The following is a 16568-nucleotide window of genomic DNA, read 5'->3' as shown; positions in this document are numbered from 1 at the left end:
GAGGGCTACGCCTCCTTGACGCCGATGCCGAGCATCGACAGCAGCATCCGGCACTCGTCGGCGTCCTCCGCGTACGCCGCGACGACCCGCTGGGCCTGGCGCGCGGTCTCGTCGCCCACGGGCTCGAGATCGTCTTCGCTGATGTCCTGCGTGGTCTTCGGGGGCATGAACACACCTTCGTATCGGTAAGGGACGAGCACGGGCCAGCTTACCCGGGTGGCCCGGATCCGCTCACTCGCGGACTCGGCGGCGGCGGAGCACCGCGATCGGCGCGATGTGCGGGCGCCGGATCGTGCGGGCCACCCATTCGCCGAGCGTGACCCCTGCGGCCAAGGCGCAGCCGACGGTCAGCGCCGTCGCCATGTTCGTCAGTGCCGACGTGGTCTGCCCCTCCATCAGCTCCGACAGCCCGCGGTAGACCGCGAGACCCGGCACCAGCGGGGTGATGCCCGCGACGGCGACGATGAGCGGGGGGACCACGGCCCGTCGGGCGAGGAGACCGCCGGCCAGGCCGACGACGGTGGCGGCCACCACGGACGAGACGATCGGCCCGAGGCCCAGGTTGAGGATGGAGCCCGCGACGAGCGCCCCGAAGCAGCCCGCCAGGAAGGACGCGGTGAGCGCCCGGATCTGCGCGTACCCGGCCAGCGCGAACGCCGCCGCGGCCACGCCGCCGGTCGCCACCAGGATCGGCAGCGGCGCGTAGTCGAAGGGCTGCTGCTGCAGCGGGGGCAGGGTGGCACCCAGCTCGCTGGTGACGCGCAGCGCGATGCCGACGCCCGCGACCACGCCGCCGGTGAACACCACCACCTCGAAGAACCGGGCCGCGCCGGTCACGGGCGCGCCGGTGATGGCGTCCTGCACCGAGCCCACGAGCGAGAGCCCCGCCATGAGCACGATGATGCCCGCGACGATCACCCGGTAGGGCTGCACGTCCCAGCCGAACTCGATGGACAGCCGGTAGATCAGCGCCGCCGGCAGAGTCGCCAGGAAACCGCCCACCACCTGCTGGAAGAAGTACGGCAGCCCCCAGTTGCTGAGCCGGACGTTCACGACGTAGATCACCGCGGTGGTCGCGAAGGCGACGGCCGCGAGCGCCGGCTTGCCGCCGAGCAGCAGGGTCAGCGCGCCCGCCATGAGTGCCCAGCCGAAGGTCGCGACGGCGCGCGGGTACGGGTGCCCGGCGGTCATGATCGATTCCAGCGCGGAGAGCGCCTGGTCCGGCCGGATCCGACCGCGCCCGATCCGCCGCACCAGCGTGTCGACCTGGGAGAGCCGGGTGTAGTCCAGCGACCGGTGGCTCACAGTCCGCGTGTAGGTCGACGGTGGCAGTCCCCGCCCGCGCTGCACGCTCACGGTGATCGCGTTGTAGGTGACGGTGACCGTGACATCGTCGATGCCGTAGGTCGCGGCGACGTAGCGGACCTGGGCCTCGGTGTCGACGGCGCCGGTCCCCGAGTCCAGCAGGACCTCGCCGACCTTCATGGCCACTTCGAGGACCTCGCCGACCGTCTCGTTGTCGCGCAGGTCGACCGGTTGCAGCGGCGTCAGCACCGGCATTCCCGCGGTGTCGACGGTCGCTGCGTTCCGGCCGGTCAGGGACTGGACGGCGTGCGCGAGGTGATCGCGGAACGCGGGCTTCATGTCGGGGCACCTCCTCGGTGCATCACCGTAGTGCCGACGCGACCTCCCCGGCCACCCGCTCGCCCGATTCGAGGGCGCCCTCGATGTATCCGGCGTGCTCCGCCGCCGTCTCGGTGCCGGCCCAGTGGACGACGCCCGCCGGGGCGTGCCCGAGTGGGAAGGTCATCGCTCCCGCCTTCGGGTCGGGGACGGCGAGGTAGCCGCCGCCGACGTACTCGTCGCGGTGCCAGGACTTCTCGTGCCAGCTCGCGGGGGTTTCGGCGCCCTCGCCCAGGTGCACGGCGAGCCGAGCGAGCATCGTCTCCCGACGGTCCGCCGGGCTCAGGTCGTCGAGGGAGCGCGCGTCGGCGCCGCCCACGAGCAGGCACAGGTGCCCGGGCCCGGTCCCGTCGGCCGACGGTGGCGTGGTGTCGAACACCCCGACGCCGGGGCCGTCGATGTCGATCATCTCGGCGTGCCCGTTCGCGCGCCAGAAGGGGCTCTCGTACACGGCCAGCGCCTTGTAGACCGAGCCCATGTACATGCCGCGCTCGGCGTGGGACCTCTCGGTGGGCAGGGCCGGACGGTGCTCGATGGCGGTGGCGATGGGCGGGGGCACGGTGACGATCACGCGCTGGGCGCGGACGGTGCCGGCGGTGGTGTGCACGGTGGCGCCGTCGTCGTCGCGGTGGACCGCGAGCACGGCGCGGTCGGTGTGCACGCGGTCGCCGAGGCGCTCCGCCATCCGGACCGCGAGGGTGCCGGCACCGTCGACGACCAGGGAGTCCTGCGCGCCGCCCCGGGTGGACATGGCGGTCAGCAGCCCCTCCTGCACGCGGACGGCGGCGGCGAAGTCGCGCAGCGCGAACCGGTCGGCGTCGGCGGTGGTCGCGATCGCGATGAGCACGTCGAGCAGCCGCCGGGCGCGCCCCGGCACCTTGCGCAGGAGGTCGGCCACCGTCGAACCGCCTCCCGCGAACGGACCGCCGAGCCGGACCACGCCCTCCCAGGCGACGAGCGCGGCGCCGGCGAGCAGGAGAGTGGGGCTCGCCATCCCGATGGTGCGCGCACCATCGACCAGCTTCGGCATCTTCGGCGTCTCCATCTCGAAGACCTGTGCGCCGAACTCGGCGGCGAGTGCCTCGAACCGGTGATGGCCCTTGCCGATCCACTGGCCGCCCAGGTCGACGTGCGTGCCGAGCGCGGTGGTCTCGGTGAGCACCCGACCCCCGACGCGGGGTGCGGCCTCGAGGACCAGCACGTCGACGCCGCGGGCGTGCAGGTCCAGCGCTGCGCGCAGTCCGGCGATCCCCGCACCCACGACGACGACGGTGGCCCGTTCGGTGCTCGGCTGCGCGGTCCCGGGGTCCGACGGTGCGGCCGCCGCGTCCGTGGGGCGGGTCTCGGGCGAGTCGGTCATGAGGGGCTCCTGTCCGCGGCGACACCGCATATACAGTCGGTCGTATGACTGAGTGTAGGGCGATGTGACGCGGGTCGCAATGATTTCTCGGGGATCCGTGACCGCGGACCGCGGACCGGGCTACTCCTCGGGCAGCGGGAAGAGCCGGTCGGCGAGGACCGCGGCGTACAGCTCGGCGGCGGCGCGCGGGTCGGACCGGTCGCGGCCCGTGAGCTGCTCCACGCGGCGCAGGCGGTGGTTGATCGTGTTGCGGTGGTAGTGCAGGCGCTCGGCCGTGGCGGCCAGGGAGCCGCCGCAGTCGAACCAGGCGCGGACCGTCGTGATGAGCGCGTCGCGGTCGGGGTCGGGGAGCGCCAGTACCGGCCCGAGCACGGCGTCGCGCAGTTCGCGGGCCGCGTCCGGGGTGTGTGCCAGCGCCAGTGGCAGTGCTGCCTGGCCGTACGCCGCGGCGGTCGTCTCGCCGGGCTCGATGCCGGTCATCGCGAGCTCGGCCTGCCGCACGGCGGCCCGTGCCCCGAGCGGCGCGGCGAAGCGCGCGCTGACGCCGACCCGCCCGCCCGCCTCGCGGCGCAGCAGGTCCAGCACCTGCGGCAGCACGTGCTCGGTGCTCAGGCTGAGCAGGCCGACGCGGGTGTGCACCTCGGACGTCCAGTACGAGACGACGTTCTTGTCGCGCAGCCGGCGCTCGATCCCCGCGAGGGGCTCGGTGGCGCCGCCGGACTCCGCGCAGACCACGAGGAAGACGCCCGTCGCCGGCAGCTGCAGCGTCTGCGCCGCGGCGTGCAGCCGGCCGGGCTCGAGCACCCCGTCGAGAAGGGCCCGCAGCTCGACGCGCCGCAGTTCCGCGTCGCGGCCGGTGCGCTCGGCGACCGCGCGGCCGTACTCCTCGGTGGCGGCGGTCGAGTAGTCGTCGATGATCCGCCACACGTCCGCGCCGATGTCCGGGAGCAGTTCCGGGTTCTCGGTGCAGGCGGCGCGCATGTGGTCCCAGACGAGTCGCCCCGCGAGGCGGTACGCGTGCAGCAGCGCCGCGAGAGGGAAGCCGTACTCGGCCTTGAGGCGGCCGGTGGCGCGGGCGGCGTGGAGGCCGTGGTCGGGCTCGCCGGCGAGCTGGCGCAGGACGGAATCGAGGTTGGTGTGCACAGCCTCGCGGAGCTCCTCGGCGCTGAGCAGAGTGCTCTCGGCGTAGGCGTGCTCGCCCGTGAGGATGCGCCGCACCAGCTCATCCGTGAGTGGCTCCAGGTCCGCCATCAGCAGTCGGGCGAACTCCGCGGGGGAGGCGCCGGCCGGGGCCGTGATCGTCAACACGCCTCGATGCTAGCGCGCGACCTCCGGCGTCGAGTGTGCTTGCGCACAACGCGACCGCAAGCGGGCCGTAGCTCCGGCACGATGCGCCGGCCCTCCGTGAGGACCACACTGGATGGAGCGAGACGTGACAGGGCTCACAGGATCGATGACCCGCGAGGAGAAGCAATGACCACCACCGAGAACATCTTGGACGCCGCCGTCGCGGACCTGCAGCAGGGGGAGCGGACCTGGGCCGCGACCTCGCTCGCCGATCGCCGCGCCCTGCTCGACGCCGTCCGCGAGGCCACCGCGGCCGTCGCCCAGGAGTGGGTGGACGCCGCGGCCGGGATCAAGGGCCTGCCCGCCGATTCGACGCTGCTGGGCGAGGAGTGGCTCAGCGGCCCGTACTCCGTGATCACCGCGTGCGAGGCGCTCGCCGCGTCGCTGCAGGCGCTCGAGGAGGGGCGCAGCCCCGTCGACGGTTTCACCGTGACCGCTGCCCCGGGCGGCCGGTCCGCCGTCGAGGTGCTGCCGCACACCGTGTTCGATCAGCTGTTGATGAGCGGCTTCTCGGCGCAGGTCTGGACCGTGCCGGGCGTCGACGCCGCTGCGGTGCGTGAGCGCGCCGGCCTCGGCGAGCTCGATCCGACGATCACCCACGGTGTTGCGGGCGTCCTCGGCGCGGGCAACATCTTCTCGATCCCGCCGCTCGACACCCTGTACCAGCTGTACGCCGACAACCGCGTGGTGCTGCTCAAGCTCAATCCGGTGACGGACCCGCTGCTGGACGTCTTCCGCGCCGCGTTCGCGCCGCTCATCGAGCACGGCGTGGTCCGCATCGTGACCGGCGGCGCCGATGTCGGTGGTGCCCTCGTGAACCACCCCGGTGTGACCACGGTGCACATGACGGGCAGCGCCCGCACTCATGACGCCATCGTCTTCGGCACGGGAGACGAAGGGGCGCAGCGCAAGGCGGCGAACGCCCCGCTCCTCGACAAGACCATCACCAGCGAGCTCGGCGGCGTCTCGCCGACCATCGTCGTGCCCGGCGAATGGTCGAGTGCCGACCTGACCTTCCAGGCCGAGCACCTCGCCACGCAGCGCCTGCACAACAACGGCTACAACTGCGTCGCCTCGCAGGTGGCCGTGATCAGCGCCGACTGGCCGCAGAAGGAGCAGTTCCTCACCGAGCTGCGCGCCGCCTTCGACCGCGCCCCGCAGCGCCGTGACTACTACCCGGGCTCCGCCGACCGCGTGGCCGCTGCCCGGGCCGGCTACGGCGCGCAGGCGCAGCCCGCCGGGCCCGACGGTGCCCGCACCCTCGTCTTCGGCCTCCAGGCCGACAAGACCGAGGAGGCCCTGCACACCGAGTACTTCGCGCCCGTCTACGGCGTGCTCGAGCTGCCCGGCGACGCGGCGACCTTCCTCGCGAACGCGGTGCGGGCCGCGAACGAGGACTTCGAGGGCACGCTGGGCGTGAACATCGTCGCGGATCCGTCCACGATCAAGGCCCTCGGTGACCGGTTCGACCAGGCGATCACCGACCTGCGCTACGGCACGATCGCCGTGAACGCGTGGACCGGTGTCGGCTACCTGACGGCCCGCGCGTCGTGGGGCGCGTTCCCCGGCCACACCATCGACGACGTGCAGAGCGGAATCGGCGTGGTGCACAACGCGCTGCTCCTCGACGATGTCGAGCGCACCGTCGTGCGTGGTCCCTTCCGGCCGTCGCCCCGGTCGTTCGTCGGTGGAGAGCTGTCGATGTCGCCGAAGCCGCCGTGGTTCGTCACCAACCGCACCGGTGCGGTGACGGGCAAGCGCCTCACGGACTTCGTGTCGAAGCCCTCGTGGCTGAAGTTGCCCGGCATCTTCGCCTCCGCCCTGCGGGGCTGACGGTCCGCCGTCAGGCGTCGTCGAGCAGTGCGACGACGGTGCCGACGATGGTCGTGAGCAGTCGGTCGGCGGCCGGCTGCCACAGTCCGTGGCGACGGCGCGGGGTGACCTCGACGGGGTCGCCGTCGTGTGTGACGCGGCCGGTCGCGATGCTCACGCGGTGTCCGTTCACCTCCACGTGGCGGGAGGTGACGGTCGCTGCGCCGGTCGGCAGCTCGGCCAGGATGTGTTCGAGAACGACTCTGCGGGTGGCGAGCACGCCTGCGGGTGACTGCGCGCCGTGCGTCCCGCGGTCGAACTCGTACCCGTCCTCGTTCTCGTCGAGTGCGATCGTCGATGCGCTGAGGATGAGGTCGGCCGACCGCAGGACCTCCGACAGTGCCGCCGTATCGGGTTCAGCGTCGAGTGTCCGGATGCCCTGCGCGGTGAACGACGGTGCGCCGACGGTCAATCCGAGCGGATGGCACTGCTCGACGCAGGAACCCGGGTACATCGGGGCGTCGAACCACAATGACGCCACTGCGGCCTGATTACCGCGGGAGATGGTGCCGTCGCCGTCGTGGTGCCAGCCTTCGGAGCGGTAGAGACCGAGCACCTGTCGGACGTCGTGCACGCTTCCGGCGGCGACCAACCGGTCGGTGTCCGACGATTCGTAGCGTTCGCGGAAGGCCTGGGGGAAGGGCTGTTCGAGCCTCGACTCCCGGACGTGTTCCCGCCACGCGGCTCGTTCGGGCTCCGTCGACGCCGCCGGGTGCCAGAGCCGGACCCGCGCATCGTCGGGGATCTGTACCGGCGTGCCCGTCGGGTCGCGGAATTCACCCGGCCGGCCCAGTAGCGATGGGCCCTCGACGACTTGCCAGATCAGCGCCTCGCTGTACCGCACGACGGGGGCGGCGAAGGCGGCGTGCGTCCATCGTTGTGCCGGCCAGGTGGCGGCGACCGCCCACGAACCCTCCAACGACTTCAGCCAGGTGGTGAGCTGCGCCTTCGTCGGACCTTCGGTGTCCAGGCGAAGGGCTACCTCGGGTCGGGTCGCCATGCGGCGCCGGGCGTCCCGGGTGTACCGCGTGAACTTCTTCTTGATGCCCGCATGTCGGGTGTTGCTGGTCGCCTCGGCGAGCGCCGATACGGACTCCGGCGTGGGGGCCGCCAGGATGGCGCGCGCCATCGCGAAGGCTGCGGCCTGCGACGGGACCGCCTTCACTGCGGGATCCGGGGCGACCGACGCCCGCGCCAGGATGCGGGAAACGGAACCGGCCCAGTCCGCGTCGAGGGTCAGCGCGACGAGGGCGGCCCGTTCCAGCGCCCGCGCGTCCTCGGGGGTGAATGCCTTGTCCGCGGCGAAGGGCTCCGAGCCGTTGTGGATCCGCGCGAGATGGTCGTCGGCGAGCTCGAGGACCTTCGCCGCGTAGCTCCGGTAGGGCTCGCTCGCCGTGAGCTGCGCGGTGAGCTCCCCGACGAGTCCGTCGTTCCCGCCGACGAACGTCCACTGCGACCGCATGGTGCTCAGCGCGTTCGCCGCAGCGATACCGAGGCGCACCTCGGTGTGGGCCTCCAGTTCCTCGTAGAGTCCACCATCCATGATATGCACCATAACCAATTTATCATTGGTGCGTTTGAATGCTCAGGTCGACGACCTTACGCTGACCGCATGGAGCCGGAGAAGGTGTGGTCGGAGGACCGCTACGAGCCGTACATCCAGGATCCGCTCACGCCGGAGATCCTCGACGCCGCGGAGCGTGCGCTGGGAGTGCGGCTGCCGTCGTCCCTTGTGGCGCTTCTGGCCCATCGCAACGGTGGGCCCATTCGCATGACCCTGCCGCAGGATCGCGACTACGACATCGTCCACGGCGAGATCCGGGGTATCGGTGAGAAGTTTCCGCACCTCGCCAAAGAGGCGTGGTGGCAGTGGGAGGACGAGGACGCGGACATCCCGACCCCGTCGGATCCGGACTGGCTGATCTCCTTCGACGGTGACGGTCACTGGGACCTGTGCCTCGACTACCGACGCTCGCCGTCCGGTCCGGCCGGCCTGCGTATCGACCCTGCGGTCACCGTCATCGACACCGAGCGGATCGACATCGAGTTCCCCGTCGCCGAGTCCTTCGACGCCTATCTGGCGGACCTGATCGTCCCGCCCGACGAGGAGTGACGCTCAGCGGTCGAAGAACCGGTCGCTGAGTCTGTCGAAGAAGCCGTCGATCTTCTTCTCGCGCTCGGTGCCCTCGACCTTCGAGTTCCAGAGGTACACCAGGCCGAAGACCACGGCGACGAGGCCGAGGACGAGCGCGGTGATCAGGATGACCGGGACCGTTGTGGACATCGCCATCCTTTCGCGGAGCCCCCCGTCGGGATTGAACCGACGACCTTCGCTTTACAAGATCGCTGAAGCCGATTCTAGGAGGTGTAGGTGAATCTGCATGTGGTGCGTGACCTGCGCAGACTGTCTATCACCGTCCGTGGGAATCCGTGGCTGTCGTACCGAGTTGAGGCACGCATGAGGCATCGAGACGGGAAACGCCCCCACCCTCAGCGGGTGGGGGCGCAGGGCGCGGGTGAAAGGGGACGAAAGTCCGCGTGCCCTTGCCGGTAGCAGGGATAGGAACCCGACCGGCCCGTTTAGGTGAGGCTCTGTGACACCGCCTCGTAGTGGTGGAGTCGTCCGCCGAGCATGTGGCGTTCGGCAGCGCCTTGGGCGTCGAACCGTCGGCCGGCCCACTCGTAGGTCACCGCGACTCCGTAGGTCGGGAGTTCGAGGGACGGGGCGAGCATGATCTTGTATCGCGTCTCGGTGTACGCGATGCCGCCGTTGACGGTGTTGCCGTTGCCGAGGGGCACCACCTGCCCCGGGACCACCTTCTCGATGGTCTCGTATATCTCGTTTCCATGGCTGTTGTACTGAGGCGGCACGTAGGGCTGTTCGTAGGACACCTTGATCCGGTGCGGCCACAGCATTACAGGGCTCGCTTCCGATAGCGGTTCAGCACGAACAGCTCGGCGAGGGTCCAGCCGGTGAAGCCGCCGCGCACGGACACGGATCCGACGTCGGTTGCCAGCTGCTCGGGGTGGACGGCGAGGCGTGCGGCTGCGGTGGTGATGACAGCGGCGATCTGGTCGTTCGGCTCGGTGCCGGTGAATCCCTGGTCGCGGGTGTAGGCCATCGCCATTGCGGTGATGACGGTGGCGGCCTGCCCGGCCAGGGCGACGAGCTGGGTGTCGTCGCCCTGGCCTAGGAAGTCGGCCACGTCCTGGCCGGAGACCGCCATGATTACGGCGCGTCGGTGAGGACGGCGACGGCCTCGGGGTGCAGTAGGCCGAGGTCGTAGCGGCAGGTGACCCGCAGGCCCACCTGGTCGTACTCGGCGTACCGCTCGGTCAGCACCGTCACGGACGGGGCGACGTCGCGGGCCACCGCGATGGTGCTGGTGTCCGCGAGGATCGCCTTACCGGCCGCGAGCTTGTTAGTGACGGTCGCGGGGATGCCGAACAGGGTGGTGCCGCCGGCCTTGCTCGGGTCGGGCTCGAGCAGGTAGCGGTTCGACGCGGTGCCCTCCTTGAGCTTGCGGAGTGCGGCGAAGTCGGCGCCACTGAGGAACCAGCGGTTCGGGGTGACCTCCTGCGCGTTGAGCGAGGCGATCGCGTCGAGCAGGGAGTCGGGGTCGGTGACGTCCAGCTCGCCCGTGGTGACGCCGGTCTGGTTGATGATGCCCTTGATCGAGTTCGACGCTCCGGCACCAGCGAGGAGAGCGTCGTCGAGCAGGTCCGAGACATCCTTGACCAGGCGGGCCTTGAGGGTCGCGTCGATGCCGATGACGGACTGACGGACCAGCTCGTTGGTGAACCGCATGATCGTCTTGATGCTGGTGCGGGCGTTCGGCATGAGCTTGATCTCGTCGAACGCGATGTCGGCGGTGTCAGGGATCAGGCCACCCTCCGCGACGAACGTCGGAGTGGAGCCGGAGACGAGGCGCGGGATGCGCAGCTCCGAGCTGGTGTCGAAGACGCGGACACCGGAGCTTAGGACCACCGACGCGGCCTCGAGCGGCTGGACGAGCAGGCTCGCGACCTGGTCCTGCAGAAGAGTGGGGTTGGATGCCGTGGTTTCGGCCATGAGTTGCCTCCTGGGGCAGCAGTGGGATGTTGGGATTCCACGCGCCACCAGGACGACTGAAGGGGACCAGCGCCAGGCCGGTCCCCTTCAGAGTACCCCATGGGGGTACTAGATGATCTCGATGTCGAACACCGTGTCGGTGCGGAACGCCTTCACTTCGGCGTCGCTCGCGTCGTAGAACTTGGTGTACGCGCCGTCCTCGGCGTAGCGATCGGCCTCGAATTCGTACTTCGGGACGAAGTCTGCCTGCTGCGAATTGATCCTGTATGTAGCCATTGTGTTGCCTCCCTCTAGACGTTGTTGCCGCGGAGCATACCGAGCAAATCAACTGTCCCGGTGCCGTTTCGGCTTCCCTGCCCGACGTCACCGGCAACCTTGCGCACGGCCAGGTGCGGCTTGCGAGTCAGCAGCTCGTCGATGGCCTCAGTCAGGCTTAGGGCATCACCGTCGAGGTGGGCCTCGTCGTACGGCAAGTCCGTGGGGTCGGCCAGCTTGCCGGTAGCGGCCACGAGAGCTGTGTGCAGGCGTTTGGCGAGATCATCCGCACGGGCACCGGCATCGCGGGCGTCCTGCCGGTACTTGCCGCTCTCCTGCCGAAGCTGCTCGACATAGGAGCGCGGGAACGTGTCGCTGTCAGCGATTTGATCGGCCTCGGACTGCTCGTCCAACGAGGAGGTGGGGTCCGATTTGAGGTTGGACCCTTCGGTGGCGTCGAGGGTCGCATTTGAAATGCGACCCTCCTCGTCTGTCTTGGTCGCGTTTGAAACGCGGGCATCCTCGGTGGTCTGGTCGTCGGTCATGCTGCTGTCCTTTCGATTCGGGTTGCGGGGACTGGTGTGCATCGGCACCCGGTGTGTCGATGCATGAGCTTGTCGGTCGGGTAGATGTAGCCGATGCCTTCGGGGTCAAGGTGCTTCTTCTGCAGCCACACGCACAGTTCGCACGCGCCCGCGTTGAGCCGGCGACGGTAGCCGGGCACCTCGTGCACGTTGTAGGTGTGGACGAGTTGCTGTTGCGCGGCCTCGGTGGGCTCGTTGCGGCCGATCCGGTCGAGCTGGGTCTTCAGGTCGTCGGCGGTGTCGAGCAGCGCGACGAGGGTGGCCGCGGCGTCAGCGAGGCGCGCGGTCTCACCCGCGACGGTGACCAGCGTCGTGCCCTTCGGCGTGGACGCCAGGTAGACGCTGCCGAGCCAGTCCGCGCCGGTGCGGGCGTAGGCGTTCATCGTGCCGACCAGTTGGATGAACACGGCCTCGAACTCCGCGGTGGTGAGCGTGCCGGCCTGCCACTGCTCGTACGCGGCGATGAGGGCCACGGAGAGCTTGTCGCCGAGTTGGTCGACGTACAGCTCGAACTGCTCCGCAAGCTCGCCCGGGGTCATGCCGCGCCGCCGAACAACTTGGAGACGTCCGCGTTGGCGATGTTGTCGCGGGCCCGGGCGGCATGGATCTCGTCGATCTCGGAATCCGAGTAGCCCAGCTTGCGGAGCGCGAAGGACGCGGGCAGCAGGCCCACGCTGAACAGTTTCGTGACGGCGTCGGCCTCCTGGGCTTCGGAGCGGGTAGCAGGATCGGCCCACTCGACACGCGCCTCCACCGACGACGGATCGGCACCGTCACGGACACCCACCATGAGGCGGGCGATCTGCTCCCAGCTCCTACCGAAGAGGGCCTGCTTCGCCTCCGCCTTCGCGGTGAGTGCCGCCTCGGATGCGCGGATGCTGTCCGCACTGGTGGGGTTGTCGCCGCCGATGCCGAGCATGTGCTCGGGAAGCCCTGAGACAGCGGAGATCTGCCGCATGATGACGCCGATCGCGTTCTCGTACCCACCGAGGTCCGCACCCGGCAACTGTCCGAACTTCGCGCCCTCAGCCTCCGCGACGAGGAACTGGTCACCCTCAGCGAACGGCGACACCGCGTTGCCCTCGTCGTCCTCGGACAGTTCGACGCCGGTCGACCACCGACGCGGACGAGCACCGGTCTCCGACGCAATCATCATGTCGCACAGCAACTTCACCAGCGCATCGGACAGGTCGATCACGGACTCCATCTCGCTCGTGCCTTCGGTGTCCAACACCCGGTCGGAGTTGAGTAGCCGCACCACCGGGACGGTGCCCAGCGGGTTGTCCAACTCGTCTACGAGGCGGAACCCGGCAGTCGTCGCACCGGTCGAATTCGCGGTGTAGCGCTGTACCCGGTCAGGTAGGAAAAGCGTGCACTCCGTGGTGGTGGCGGTCTCCCAACGCTTGAGGGCGGCCACCGTCTGCCGCGTACCTGGGTCCGTGACCATCGCCATCTGCCGCGCGCTCTCGATGCTCACGGACGGGCGACCATCGACGCCGGCCCACACGATCGCGTAGCCACTGCCCAGGATCAAGGCTTCCCGCATCGCTTGCGGCGACAGTTGATCCAAGTCGTTGCGCAGCCAGTCGGCCCACACGTCGACGCCCGCGAAGCCAGTGATTCGCAACCGCTCCACGATGGAGTCGACGAGCACCTTGGGGATGTTCGCGCGGACCCTGCGCAGCCGATCACCCAGCAGCGCCGCGGCCTCCGGCGCCAAGTAAGACAACGGGCTGTTCCCGGCGTAGTACGCATCCAGGCGTGAGTACCGGGCTGCGGGCGCGTCGACGGCCTGCAGCATGTTGGTCAGGGTGTCAGTCATCTCTAGTACCTCTTCACTGCAGCCACGCGGCTGCTCTTCTTGGTCGCGCGCCAAGTGGCGCGTGAATGTGCTTGGAGCATCGCGGCGGCAAGGTCGATCCTCGCTCGGGAACCGCGTTTCGCCTTGTCCAACCGGATGCCCTTGGAGTCCTCGCGGACAACGGCGTTCGCGACGTGCCGTGCGAGCCGCTGGTCACCCGAATGAGTGAGTTCGCCGCCGATCACGGCCCGGTACAGGTCCGTCGTCGCCGGGGTGATCCGGGCCGGTGACCACGGGAACGCCACGACTGGGATCCGCTCCGATTCCAGGGTCTGCATGACGAGGGCGAACCGGAACGGGTCGAACACAACCTCCAGAACGCGGTACCGCTTGCACGCGGCCCTGATGGCGTCCATGACGTCGTGCAGCGGTACCGTCCAGTCCTCCGCGCCCTCAGGTGGCTCCCACACCCCGAGCACATCGAAATGAGGCGTGGGCGATACCGAGGCCACGACGAGGGCTGTTGAGTCGCTGTTGTACGAGCCGTCACACGAAACGACCACCCGCGTACCGTCCGGTACCGGGTCGCCCGTGGACAGCGCGTCCCACACACCCGGCGGTAGCCACGAACCGGCGGCGTTCACCCGCTGATTCAGGTGGTACCGGCGAAACGCGGCCTCCCTGGTCGTGCCCAATGTCGTCGCGAGGTGATCCTCACTGAGGGTGTCGCCCAGCATCGGATTAGCCGCGGCCCACGCCGCTCGGTCGTCGAGGGCACAACCGAGCGGCGCGGTGTACTCACGAAAGGCGAACGACGGATCTTCGCCGAACCTGCCGTGCTCCACCAACCGGGCCATGAGGTTGTCAGGGTCGTCGCCGCACTCGGTGGACAGACCGAGGGTGAGCGGCTGCGCGCGAGTACCGCCCGCGAGCGCCAGGGCATCCCAGGTGTCGGCCTGCATCACGTGGACCTCGTCGCACAGACTGAGGCTCGGGTTCCTGCCCTGGATGTTCGACGCGTTCGCCGGAAGCGGCTCGAGAACCGAATCCGACGCCGGATGGTAGATCCGATCTTGGAACAGCTGGCACACACCAGACATGCGCTCGTCGAGCTCCACCATGCGGCGGGCCACCCGGAAGATCACCTCCGCCGTCTTCTGGTCCGACGAGGCGAGCAGCACCTCGGCGGACTCCTCCCCATCCGCGAGCAAGTGGTACAGCGCGATACCGGCACCGAGCAGCGACTTGCCGTTCTTGCGGGCGACGGACAGCAGACCTTGCCGGGGCCGCGGCTGCGGGTCGTACACGTCGGCCAGGAACTCGCGCTGCCACGGGCGCAGTCGAATCAGTTCGCCGGCCGGGTTGCCCTTGCCGCCCTTGACCACGCGGCAGTACGTCTCGATGAATGCGATCACCCGCTCCGAACCATCTTCCGGCAGCTCATGTAGGGGCAGCGGATCACCCTTCGGAGCCGCTTTTGGGCCTGCTCTCATGCCGCTTCACCTCCTCCAGATGTATGCACGTGCATGTGTAACTGGGAATGCGCCTTGCCCCCGGGCGGAACGTTGCTGGTAGGGGGCCTACTCCCCACCTGTACGGCACGCTGAGCGACTGGGGTGAGCTTTCGGTACTTGACCTTGCGTGTGCGTGCCTGCTCGCTTAGAAGGCGATTCAGGACGTCTGTTGCTTCGGCTAACGTGAAGCTGGCTCCTCGTCGGCCGTTGCAGGTGCGGCAGAGGACGCGCAGGTTTTCCACCTCGTACGTGAGTTCCGGGTAGTCGACGATCGGCAGGATGTGGTCGACCTGCAGGTTGCGGGTGCTGCTGCACAGCTCGCAGAACGGCGACTGTCGGCGGAGGTGGCGGGAGAGGTTCTTCCAGAGGGCGGCGTTCCAGTGAGCGCTGGTCTTGTCGCGTCCGGTCTCTGCTGGCTTGCAGTCGGTGCAGTACGTGCCGCTGCTGATGAGGTCACCGCATGTAAGGCAGGGTCGTGCGGTCATGGTGTCTCCGTCTCGAGGGCGTCGGCGATTCGGTTGGTGAGGTCGCGGGCTTCATCTGCGCTCATAACCCAGGTGTCGCCGCCGAGTCGGACCATGACCTGGCCGGCATTGATGGGCGTGACAGTGGCCTCGCCGCGACGCTGCATGCGTTTCACCAGATGTCCTCGGGATCGAAGAGGGCGGGATCATCGTGTAGATCAGCACCGTCTTGTTCATCACCTCGTGCGTCTGCTGCGGCGTGGGTGATGTACGTGGCGGTGAGTCCGTGGGGTAGCTGGATGTGCTCGGTCATGCGGCCTCGATTCCGAGTAGGGCTCGGACGGCTGCGGGCTCGGGTAGGCCTGTGCCGTCGGTTGCTTCGTTGATCGCGACGACGAATTGGCGTAGGCCGTCCTTCGTCTGCGGTCGGTTGGAGTGGGTGAATAGCTGGATGAAGATCTCGACCATGTGCTCGGGCGTGTAGTCGGGGTCGGGTACTTCTGCGCGAGCCCGTGCGAGGAGCTGCTTGCGCGTCCAGGGGGTGAGTAGGTGGGCGTACTCGGCGAGCGGGTCGGCGGGTTTGTCCACGTTGTTGGGTTTGCCGCGGCCCATGCCGTCGAAGACGCCGACGTAGGTGTCCTGTCGTTCTTCGGTGATGGATCGTGGTGGGGGTGGAAGTTCGCGCGCGCCCGCGTTACTTACGTAAGAGAGCAGCCGCACTTCATTGGAAACTTCATTGGGTACTTCTATGGATACTTCGGGGCGCGCCTCCGCCCCCTCTGAGGGCGCGCCTCCGCCCCTACCTAGGGGCGGTACCGCGCCTACCTGTGGTGCCTCCGCCCCTACCGATTCTTCGGGTGGGCGCGCCTCCGCCCCTACCGGAATCACAAGGGTGTACCGGGTCGCTCGCCGCGGACCACCGGGCTCACGGGCCACCCAATCGAGAGCTTCCAGCTCCCCCAGGTGTCGCTTGATATTGCTTCGGTCGAGGCCGGTGTCATCGCTCAACGTGTTCAGAGAGGGCCAGCAGACGAACTTCCCGTTCTCCAGCTGGGCGCGGTCTGCCAGTGCCCACGCGACCGCGTGAAGGCGATGGGGGAGCTTCGGGCCCACGCCGCGATGAACGGCGTTGGACCACTCGTAGGACGTGCTGGGGTGCCGGTGATCAGGCTCATCGAAAGTCCCCAGTGATGCTCATTGAAATTCCTCACCTGGGTGCGGTCGGATTATAGCGGTCGGCGGCTGGGTGCGATTGCTGTGCGGTGGGTTTCGTTGCGGGCGTGGTGGTCTCGTAGTCGGTAGCTGTCGCCGTCGAGTTTGAGGACGACGGAGCGGTGTAGGAGCCTGTCGAGCATGGCCGCGGCGACGGTGGTGTCGCCGAGGACTTCGCCCCATTCGGAGACCGATCGGTTGGTGGTGATGACGATCGATGTTTTCAGATACCGTTGCGCGACAACCTGAAACAACGCTGATGCGGCTTCGGCGGGCAAGGGGAGGTAGCCGAGTTCGTCGATGACGAGCAGCGTCGGGCCAGCGAAGAACCGCATGGTCGTCGACCAGCGGCCTTCGATCGCCGCTTTGTGGCAGCGGGCGGCCAGGTCGGCGGCGGTGGTGAC

General features: G+C 68.9%; 21 protein-coding genes and 1 pseudogene. 2 read left to right on the top strand and 20 right to left on the bottom strand.

Features of this window, described 5'->3' with window-relative positions:
• Positions 1-5: 5 nt before the first annotated feature.
• The 4 genes from AXK60_RS26955 to AXK60_RS10590 all read right to left on the bottom strand — a co-directional run bounded on the left by AXK60_RS26955 (position 6) and on the right by AXK60_RS10590 (position 4351).
• A complete protein-coding gene (locus AXK60_RS26955) occupies positions 6-167 on the bottom strand; it encodes a hypothetical protein (RefSeq protein WP_175399996.1) in 162 nt (53 codons plus the stop codon).
• Between the two features lie 64 nt (positions 168-231).
• Positions 232-1644, bottom strand: coding sequence for a threonine/serine exporter family protein (locus AXK60_RS10600; protein ID WP_068571107.1), 1413 nt, complete (start codon positions 1642-1644; stop codon positions 232-234).
• A gap of 22 nt (positions 1645-1666) precedes the next feature.
• The gene (locus AXK60_RS10595) at positions 1667-3043 is read right to left on the bottom strand and encodes a flavin monoamine oxidase family protein (protein WP_082777959.1); all 1377 of its coding nucleotides are present in this window, start codon (positions 3041-3043) and stop codon (positions 1667-1669) included.
• 120 nt (positions 3044-3163) lie between these two features.
• Positions 3164-4351 (bottom strand): PucR family transcriptional regulator, encoded by a 1188-nt coding sequence (locus tag AXK60_RS10590; protein WP_068571106.1) that lies wholly within the window; start codon positions 4349-4351, stop codon positions 3164-3166.
• A gap of 165 nt (positions 4352-4516) precedes the next feature.
• Here AXK60_RS10590 and AXK60_RS10585 point away from each other — a divergent pair, with 165 nt between their 5' ends.
• The gene (locus AXK60_RS10585; protein WP_068571105.1) at positions 4517-6223 is read left to right on the top strand and encodes an aldehyde dehydrogenase family protein; all 1707 of its coding nucleotides are present in this window, start codon (positions 4517-4519) and stop codon (positions 6221-6223) included.
• A 10-nt stretch (positions 6224-6233) separates the two neighbouring features.
• Here the strand turns inward: AXK60_RS10585 and AXK60_RS10580 are convergent, their stop codons facing one another.
• On the bottom strand, positions 6234-7805 hold the full coding sequence (locus tag AXK60_RS10580; protein WP_175399995.1) for a DUF4132 domain-containing protein: 1572 nt from the start codon (positions 7803-7805) through the stop codon (positions 6234-6236).
• 69 nt (positions 7806-7874) lie between these two features.
• Here AXK60_RS10580 and AXK60_RS10575 point away from each other — a divergent pair, with 69 nt between their 5' ends.
• Positions 7875-8375, top strand: coding sequence for an SMI1/KNR4 family protein (locus AXK60_RS10575; RefSeq protein WP_068571103.1), 501 nt, complete (start codon positions 7875-7877; stop codon positions 8373-8375).
• Positions 8376-8378: 3 nt separating this feature from the next.
• Here the strand turns inward: AXK60_RS10575 and AXK60_RS26950 are convergent, their stop codons facing one another.
• From AXK60_RS26950 to AXK60_RS10530, 15 genes and pseudogenes are all read right to left on the bottom strand, one after another.
• Positions 8379-8546 carry a hypothetical protein gene (locus AXK60_RS26950; protein WP_175399994.1) on the bottom strand — a complete coding sequence of 56 codons (168 nt, stop codon included), beginning with the start codon at positions 8544-8546 and terminating at the stop codon, positions 8379-8381.
• Positions 8547-8842: 296 nt separating this feature from the next.
• On the bottom strand, positions 8843-9178 hold the full coding sequence (locus AXK60_RS10570; protein WP_068571102.1) for a hypothetical protein: 336 nt from the start codon (positions 9176-9178) through the stop codon (positions 8843-8845).
• The gene (locus AXK60_RS10565; protein WP_068571101.1) at positions 9178-9489 is read right to left on the bottom strand and encodes a hypothetical protein; all 312 of its coding nucleotides are present in this window, start codon (positions 9487-9489) and stop codon (positions 9178-9180) included. Before AXK60_RS10565 ends, AXK60_RS10570 begins: the two co-directional genes overlap by 1 nt.
• A gap of 2 nt (positions 9490-9491) precedes the next feature.
• Complete coding sequence (locus tag AXK60_RS10560) at positions 9492-10334, bottom strand: phage major capsid protein (protein ID WP_068571100.1); 843 nt, start codon at positions 10332-10334, stop codon at positions 9492-9494.
• A 108-nt stretch (positions 10335-10442) separates the two neighbouring features.
• The gene (locus AXK60_RS26945; RefSeq protein WP_175399993.1) at positions 10443-10610 is read right to left on the bottom strand and encodes a hypothetical protein; all 168 of its coding nucleotides are present in this window, start codon (positions 10608-10610) and stop codon (positions 10443-10445) included.
• Positions 10611-10624: 14 nt separating this feature from the next.
• Entirely contained in the window at positions 10625-11134 is a 510-nt protein-coding gene (locus AXK60_RS10555) for a hypothetical protein (RefSeq protein ID WP_139057882.1), read from the bottom strand.
• Complete coding sequence (locus AXK60_RS10550) at positions 11131-11712, bottom strand: hypothetical protein (RefSeq protein WP_068571099.1); 582 nt, start codon at positions 11710-11712, stop codon at positions 11131-11133. Before AXK60_RS10550 ends, AXK60_RS10555 begins: the two co-directional genes overlap by 4 nt.
• Positions 11709-12995, bottom strand: coding sequence for a phage portal protein (locus AXK60_RS10545; RefSeq protein ID WP_068571098.1), 1287 nt, complete (start codon positions 12993-12995; stop codon positions 11709-11711). The genes AXK60_RS10550 and AXK60_RS10545 overlap by 4 nt, the downstream gene beginning before the upstream one ends.
• A 2-nt stretch (positions 12996-12997) precedes the next feature.
• Positions 12998-14389, bottom strand: a complete 1392-nt coding sequence (locus tag AXK60_RS10540) for a terminase large subunit domain-containing protein (protein ID WP_068571097.1) — start codon at positions 14387-14389, stop codon at positions 12998-13000.
• 74 nt (positions 14390-14463) lie between these two features.
• Positions 14464-14973 (bottom strand): HNH endonuclease, encoded by a 510-nt coding sequence (locus tag AXK60_RS25805; protein ID WP_082777958.1) that lies wholly within the window; start codon positions 14971-14973, stop codon positions 14464-14466.
• Positions 14970-15128, bottom strand: coding sequence for a hypothetical protein (locus AXK60_RS26940; protein ID WP_164711477.1), 159 nt, complete (start codon positions 15126-15128; stop codon positions 14970-14972). Before AXK60_RS26940 ends, AXK60_RS25805 begins: the two co-directional genes overlap by 4 nt.
• A complete protein-coding gene (locus AXK60_RS26935) occupies positions 15125-15265 on the bottom strand; it encodes a hypothetical protein (protein ID WP_175399992.1) in 141 nt (46 codons plus the stop codon). The genes AXK60_RS26940 and AXK60_RS26935 overlap by 4 nt, the downstream gene beginning before the upstream one ends.
• The gene (locus AXK60_RS27625; RefSeq protein WP_244881089.1) at positions 15262-15672 is read right to left on the bottom strand and encodes a hypothetical protein; all 411 of its coding nucleotides are present in this window, start codon (positions 15670-15672) and stop codon (positions 15262-15264) included. The genes AXK60_RS26935 and AXK60_RS27625 overlap by 4 nt, the downstream gene beginning before the upstream one ends.
• A 225-nt stretch (positions 15673-15897) precedes the next feature.
• Positions 15898-16065: pseudogene (locus AXK60_RS27935) on the bottom strand (helix-turn-helix domain-containing protein); the annotation flags it as partial.
• Positions 16066-16178: 113 nt separating this feature from the next.
• The coding region (locus AXK60_RS10530) for an ATP-binding protein (protein WP_175399990.1) at positions 16179-16568 on the bottom strand (390 nt) is incomplete at its 5' end.

The organism is Tsukamurella pseudospumae (genome assembly GCF_001575195.1).
GTDB classification, from domain to species: domain Bacteria; phylum Actinomycetota; class Actinomycetes; order Mycobacteriales; family Mycobacteriaceae; genus Tsukamurella; species Tsukamurella pseudospumae.
This window is presented reverse-complemented; position numbering and strand designations above follow the sequence as displayed.

Excerpts from the sequence above, each read along its gene's own strand:
- AXK60_RS26955 (WP_175399996.1), bottom strand. The coding sequence starts at position 167 with ATGCCCCCGAAGACCACGCAGGACATCAGCGAAGACGATCTCGAGCCC.
- AXK60_RS10600 (WP_068571107.1), bottom strand. The coding sequence starts at position 1,644 with ATGAAGCCCGCGTTCCGCGATCACCTCGCGCACGCCGTCCAGTCCCTG.
- AXK60_RS10595 (WP_082777959.1), bottom strand. The coding sequence starts at position 3,043 with ATGACCGACTCGCCCGAGACCCGCCCCACGGACGCGGCGGCCGCACCG.
- AXK60_RS10585 (WP_068571105.1), top strand. The coding sequence starts at position 4,517 with ATGACCACCACCGAGAACATCTTGGACGCCGCCGTCGCGGACCTGCAG.
- AXK60_RS10580 (WP_175399995.1), bottom strand. The coding sequence starts at position 7,805 with ATGGATGGTGGACTCTACGAGGAACTGGAGGCCCACACCGAGGTGCGC.
- AXK60_RS10575 (WP_068571103.1), top strand. The coding sequence starts at position 7,875 with ATGGAGCCGGAGAAGGTGTGGTCGGAGGACCGCTACGAGCCGTACATC.
- AXK60_RS26950 (WP_175399994.1), bottom strand. The coding sequence starts at position 8,546 with ATGTCCACAACGGTCCCGGTCATCCTGATCACCGCGCTCGTCCTCGGC.
- AXK60_RS10570 (WP_068571102.1), bottom strand. The coding sequence starts at position 9,178 with ATGCTGTGGCCGCACCGGATCAAGGTGTCCTACGAACAGCCCTACGTG.
- AXK60_RS10565 (WP_068571101.1), bottom strand. The coding sequence starts at position 9,489 with ATGGCGGTCTCCGGCCAGGACGTGGCCGACTTCCTAGGCCAGGGCGAC.
- AXK60_RS10560 (WP_068571100.1), bottom strand. The coding sequence starts at position 10,334 with ATGGCCGAAACCACGGCATCCAACCCCACTCTTCTGCAGGACCAGGTC.
- AXK60_RS26945 (WP_175399993.1), bottom strand. The coding sequence starts at position 10,610 with ATGGCTACATACAGGATCAATTCGCAGCAGGCAGACTTCGTCCCGAAG.
- AXK60_RS10555 (WP_139057882.1), bottom strand. The coding sequence starts at position 11,134 with ATGACCGACGACCAGACCACCGAGGATGCCCGCGTTTCAAACGCGACC.
- AXK60_RS10550 (WP_068571099.1), bottom strand. The coding sequence starts at position 11,712 with ATGACCCCGGGCGAGCTTGCGGAGCAGTTCGAGCTGTACGTCGACCAA.
- AXK60_RS10545 (WP_068571098.1), bottom strand. The coding sequence starts at position 12,995 with ATGACTGACACCCTGACCAACATGCTGCAGGCCGTCGACGCGCCCGCA.
- AXK60_RS25805 (WP_082777958.1), bottom strand. The coding sequence starts at position 14,973 with ATGACCGCACGACCCTGCCTTACATGCGGTGACCTCATCAGCAGCGGC.
- AXK60_RS26935 (WP_175399992.1), bottom strand. The coding sequence starts at position 15,265 with ATGACCGAGCACATCCAGCTACCCCACGGACTCACCGCCACGTACATC.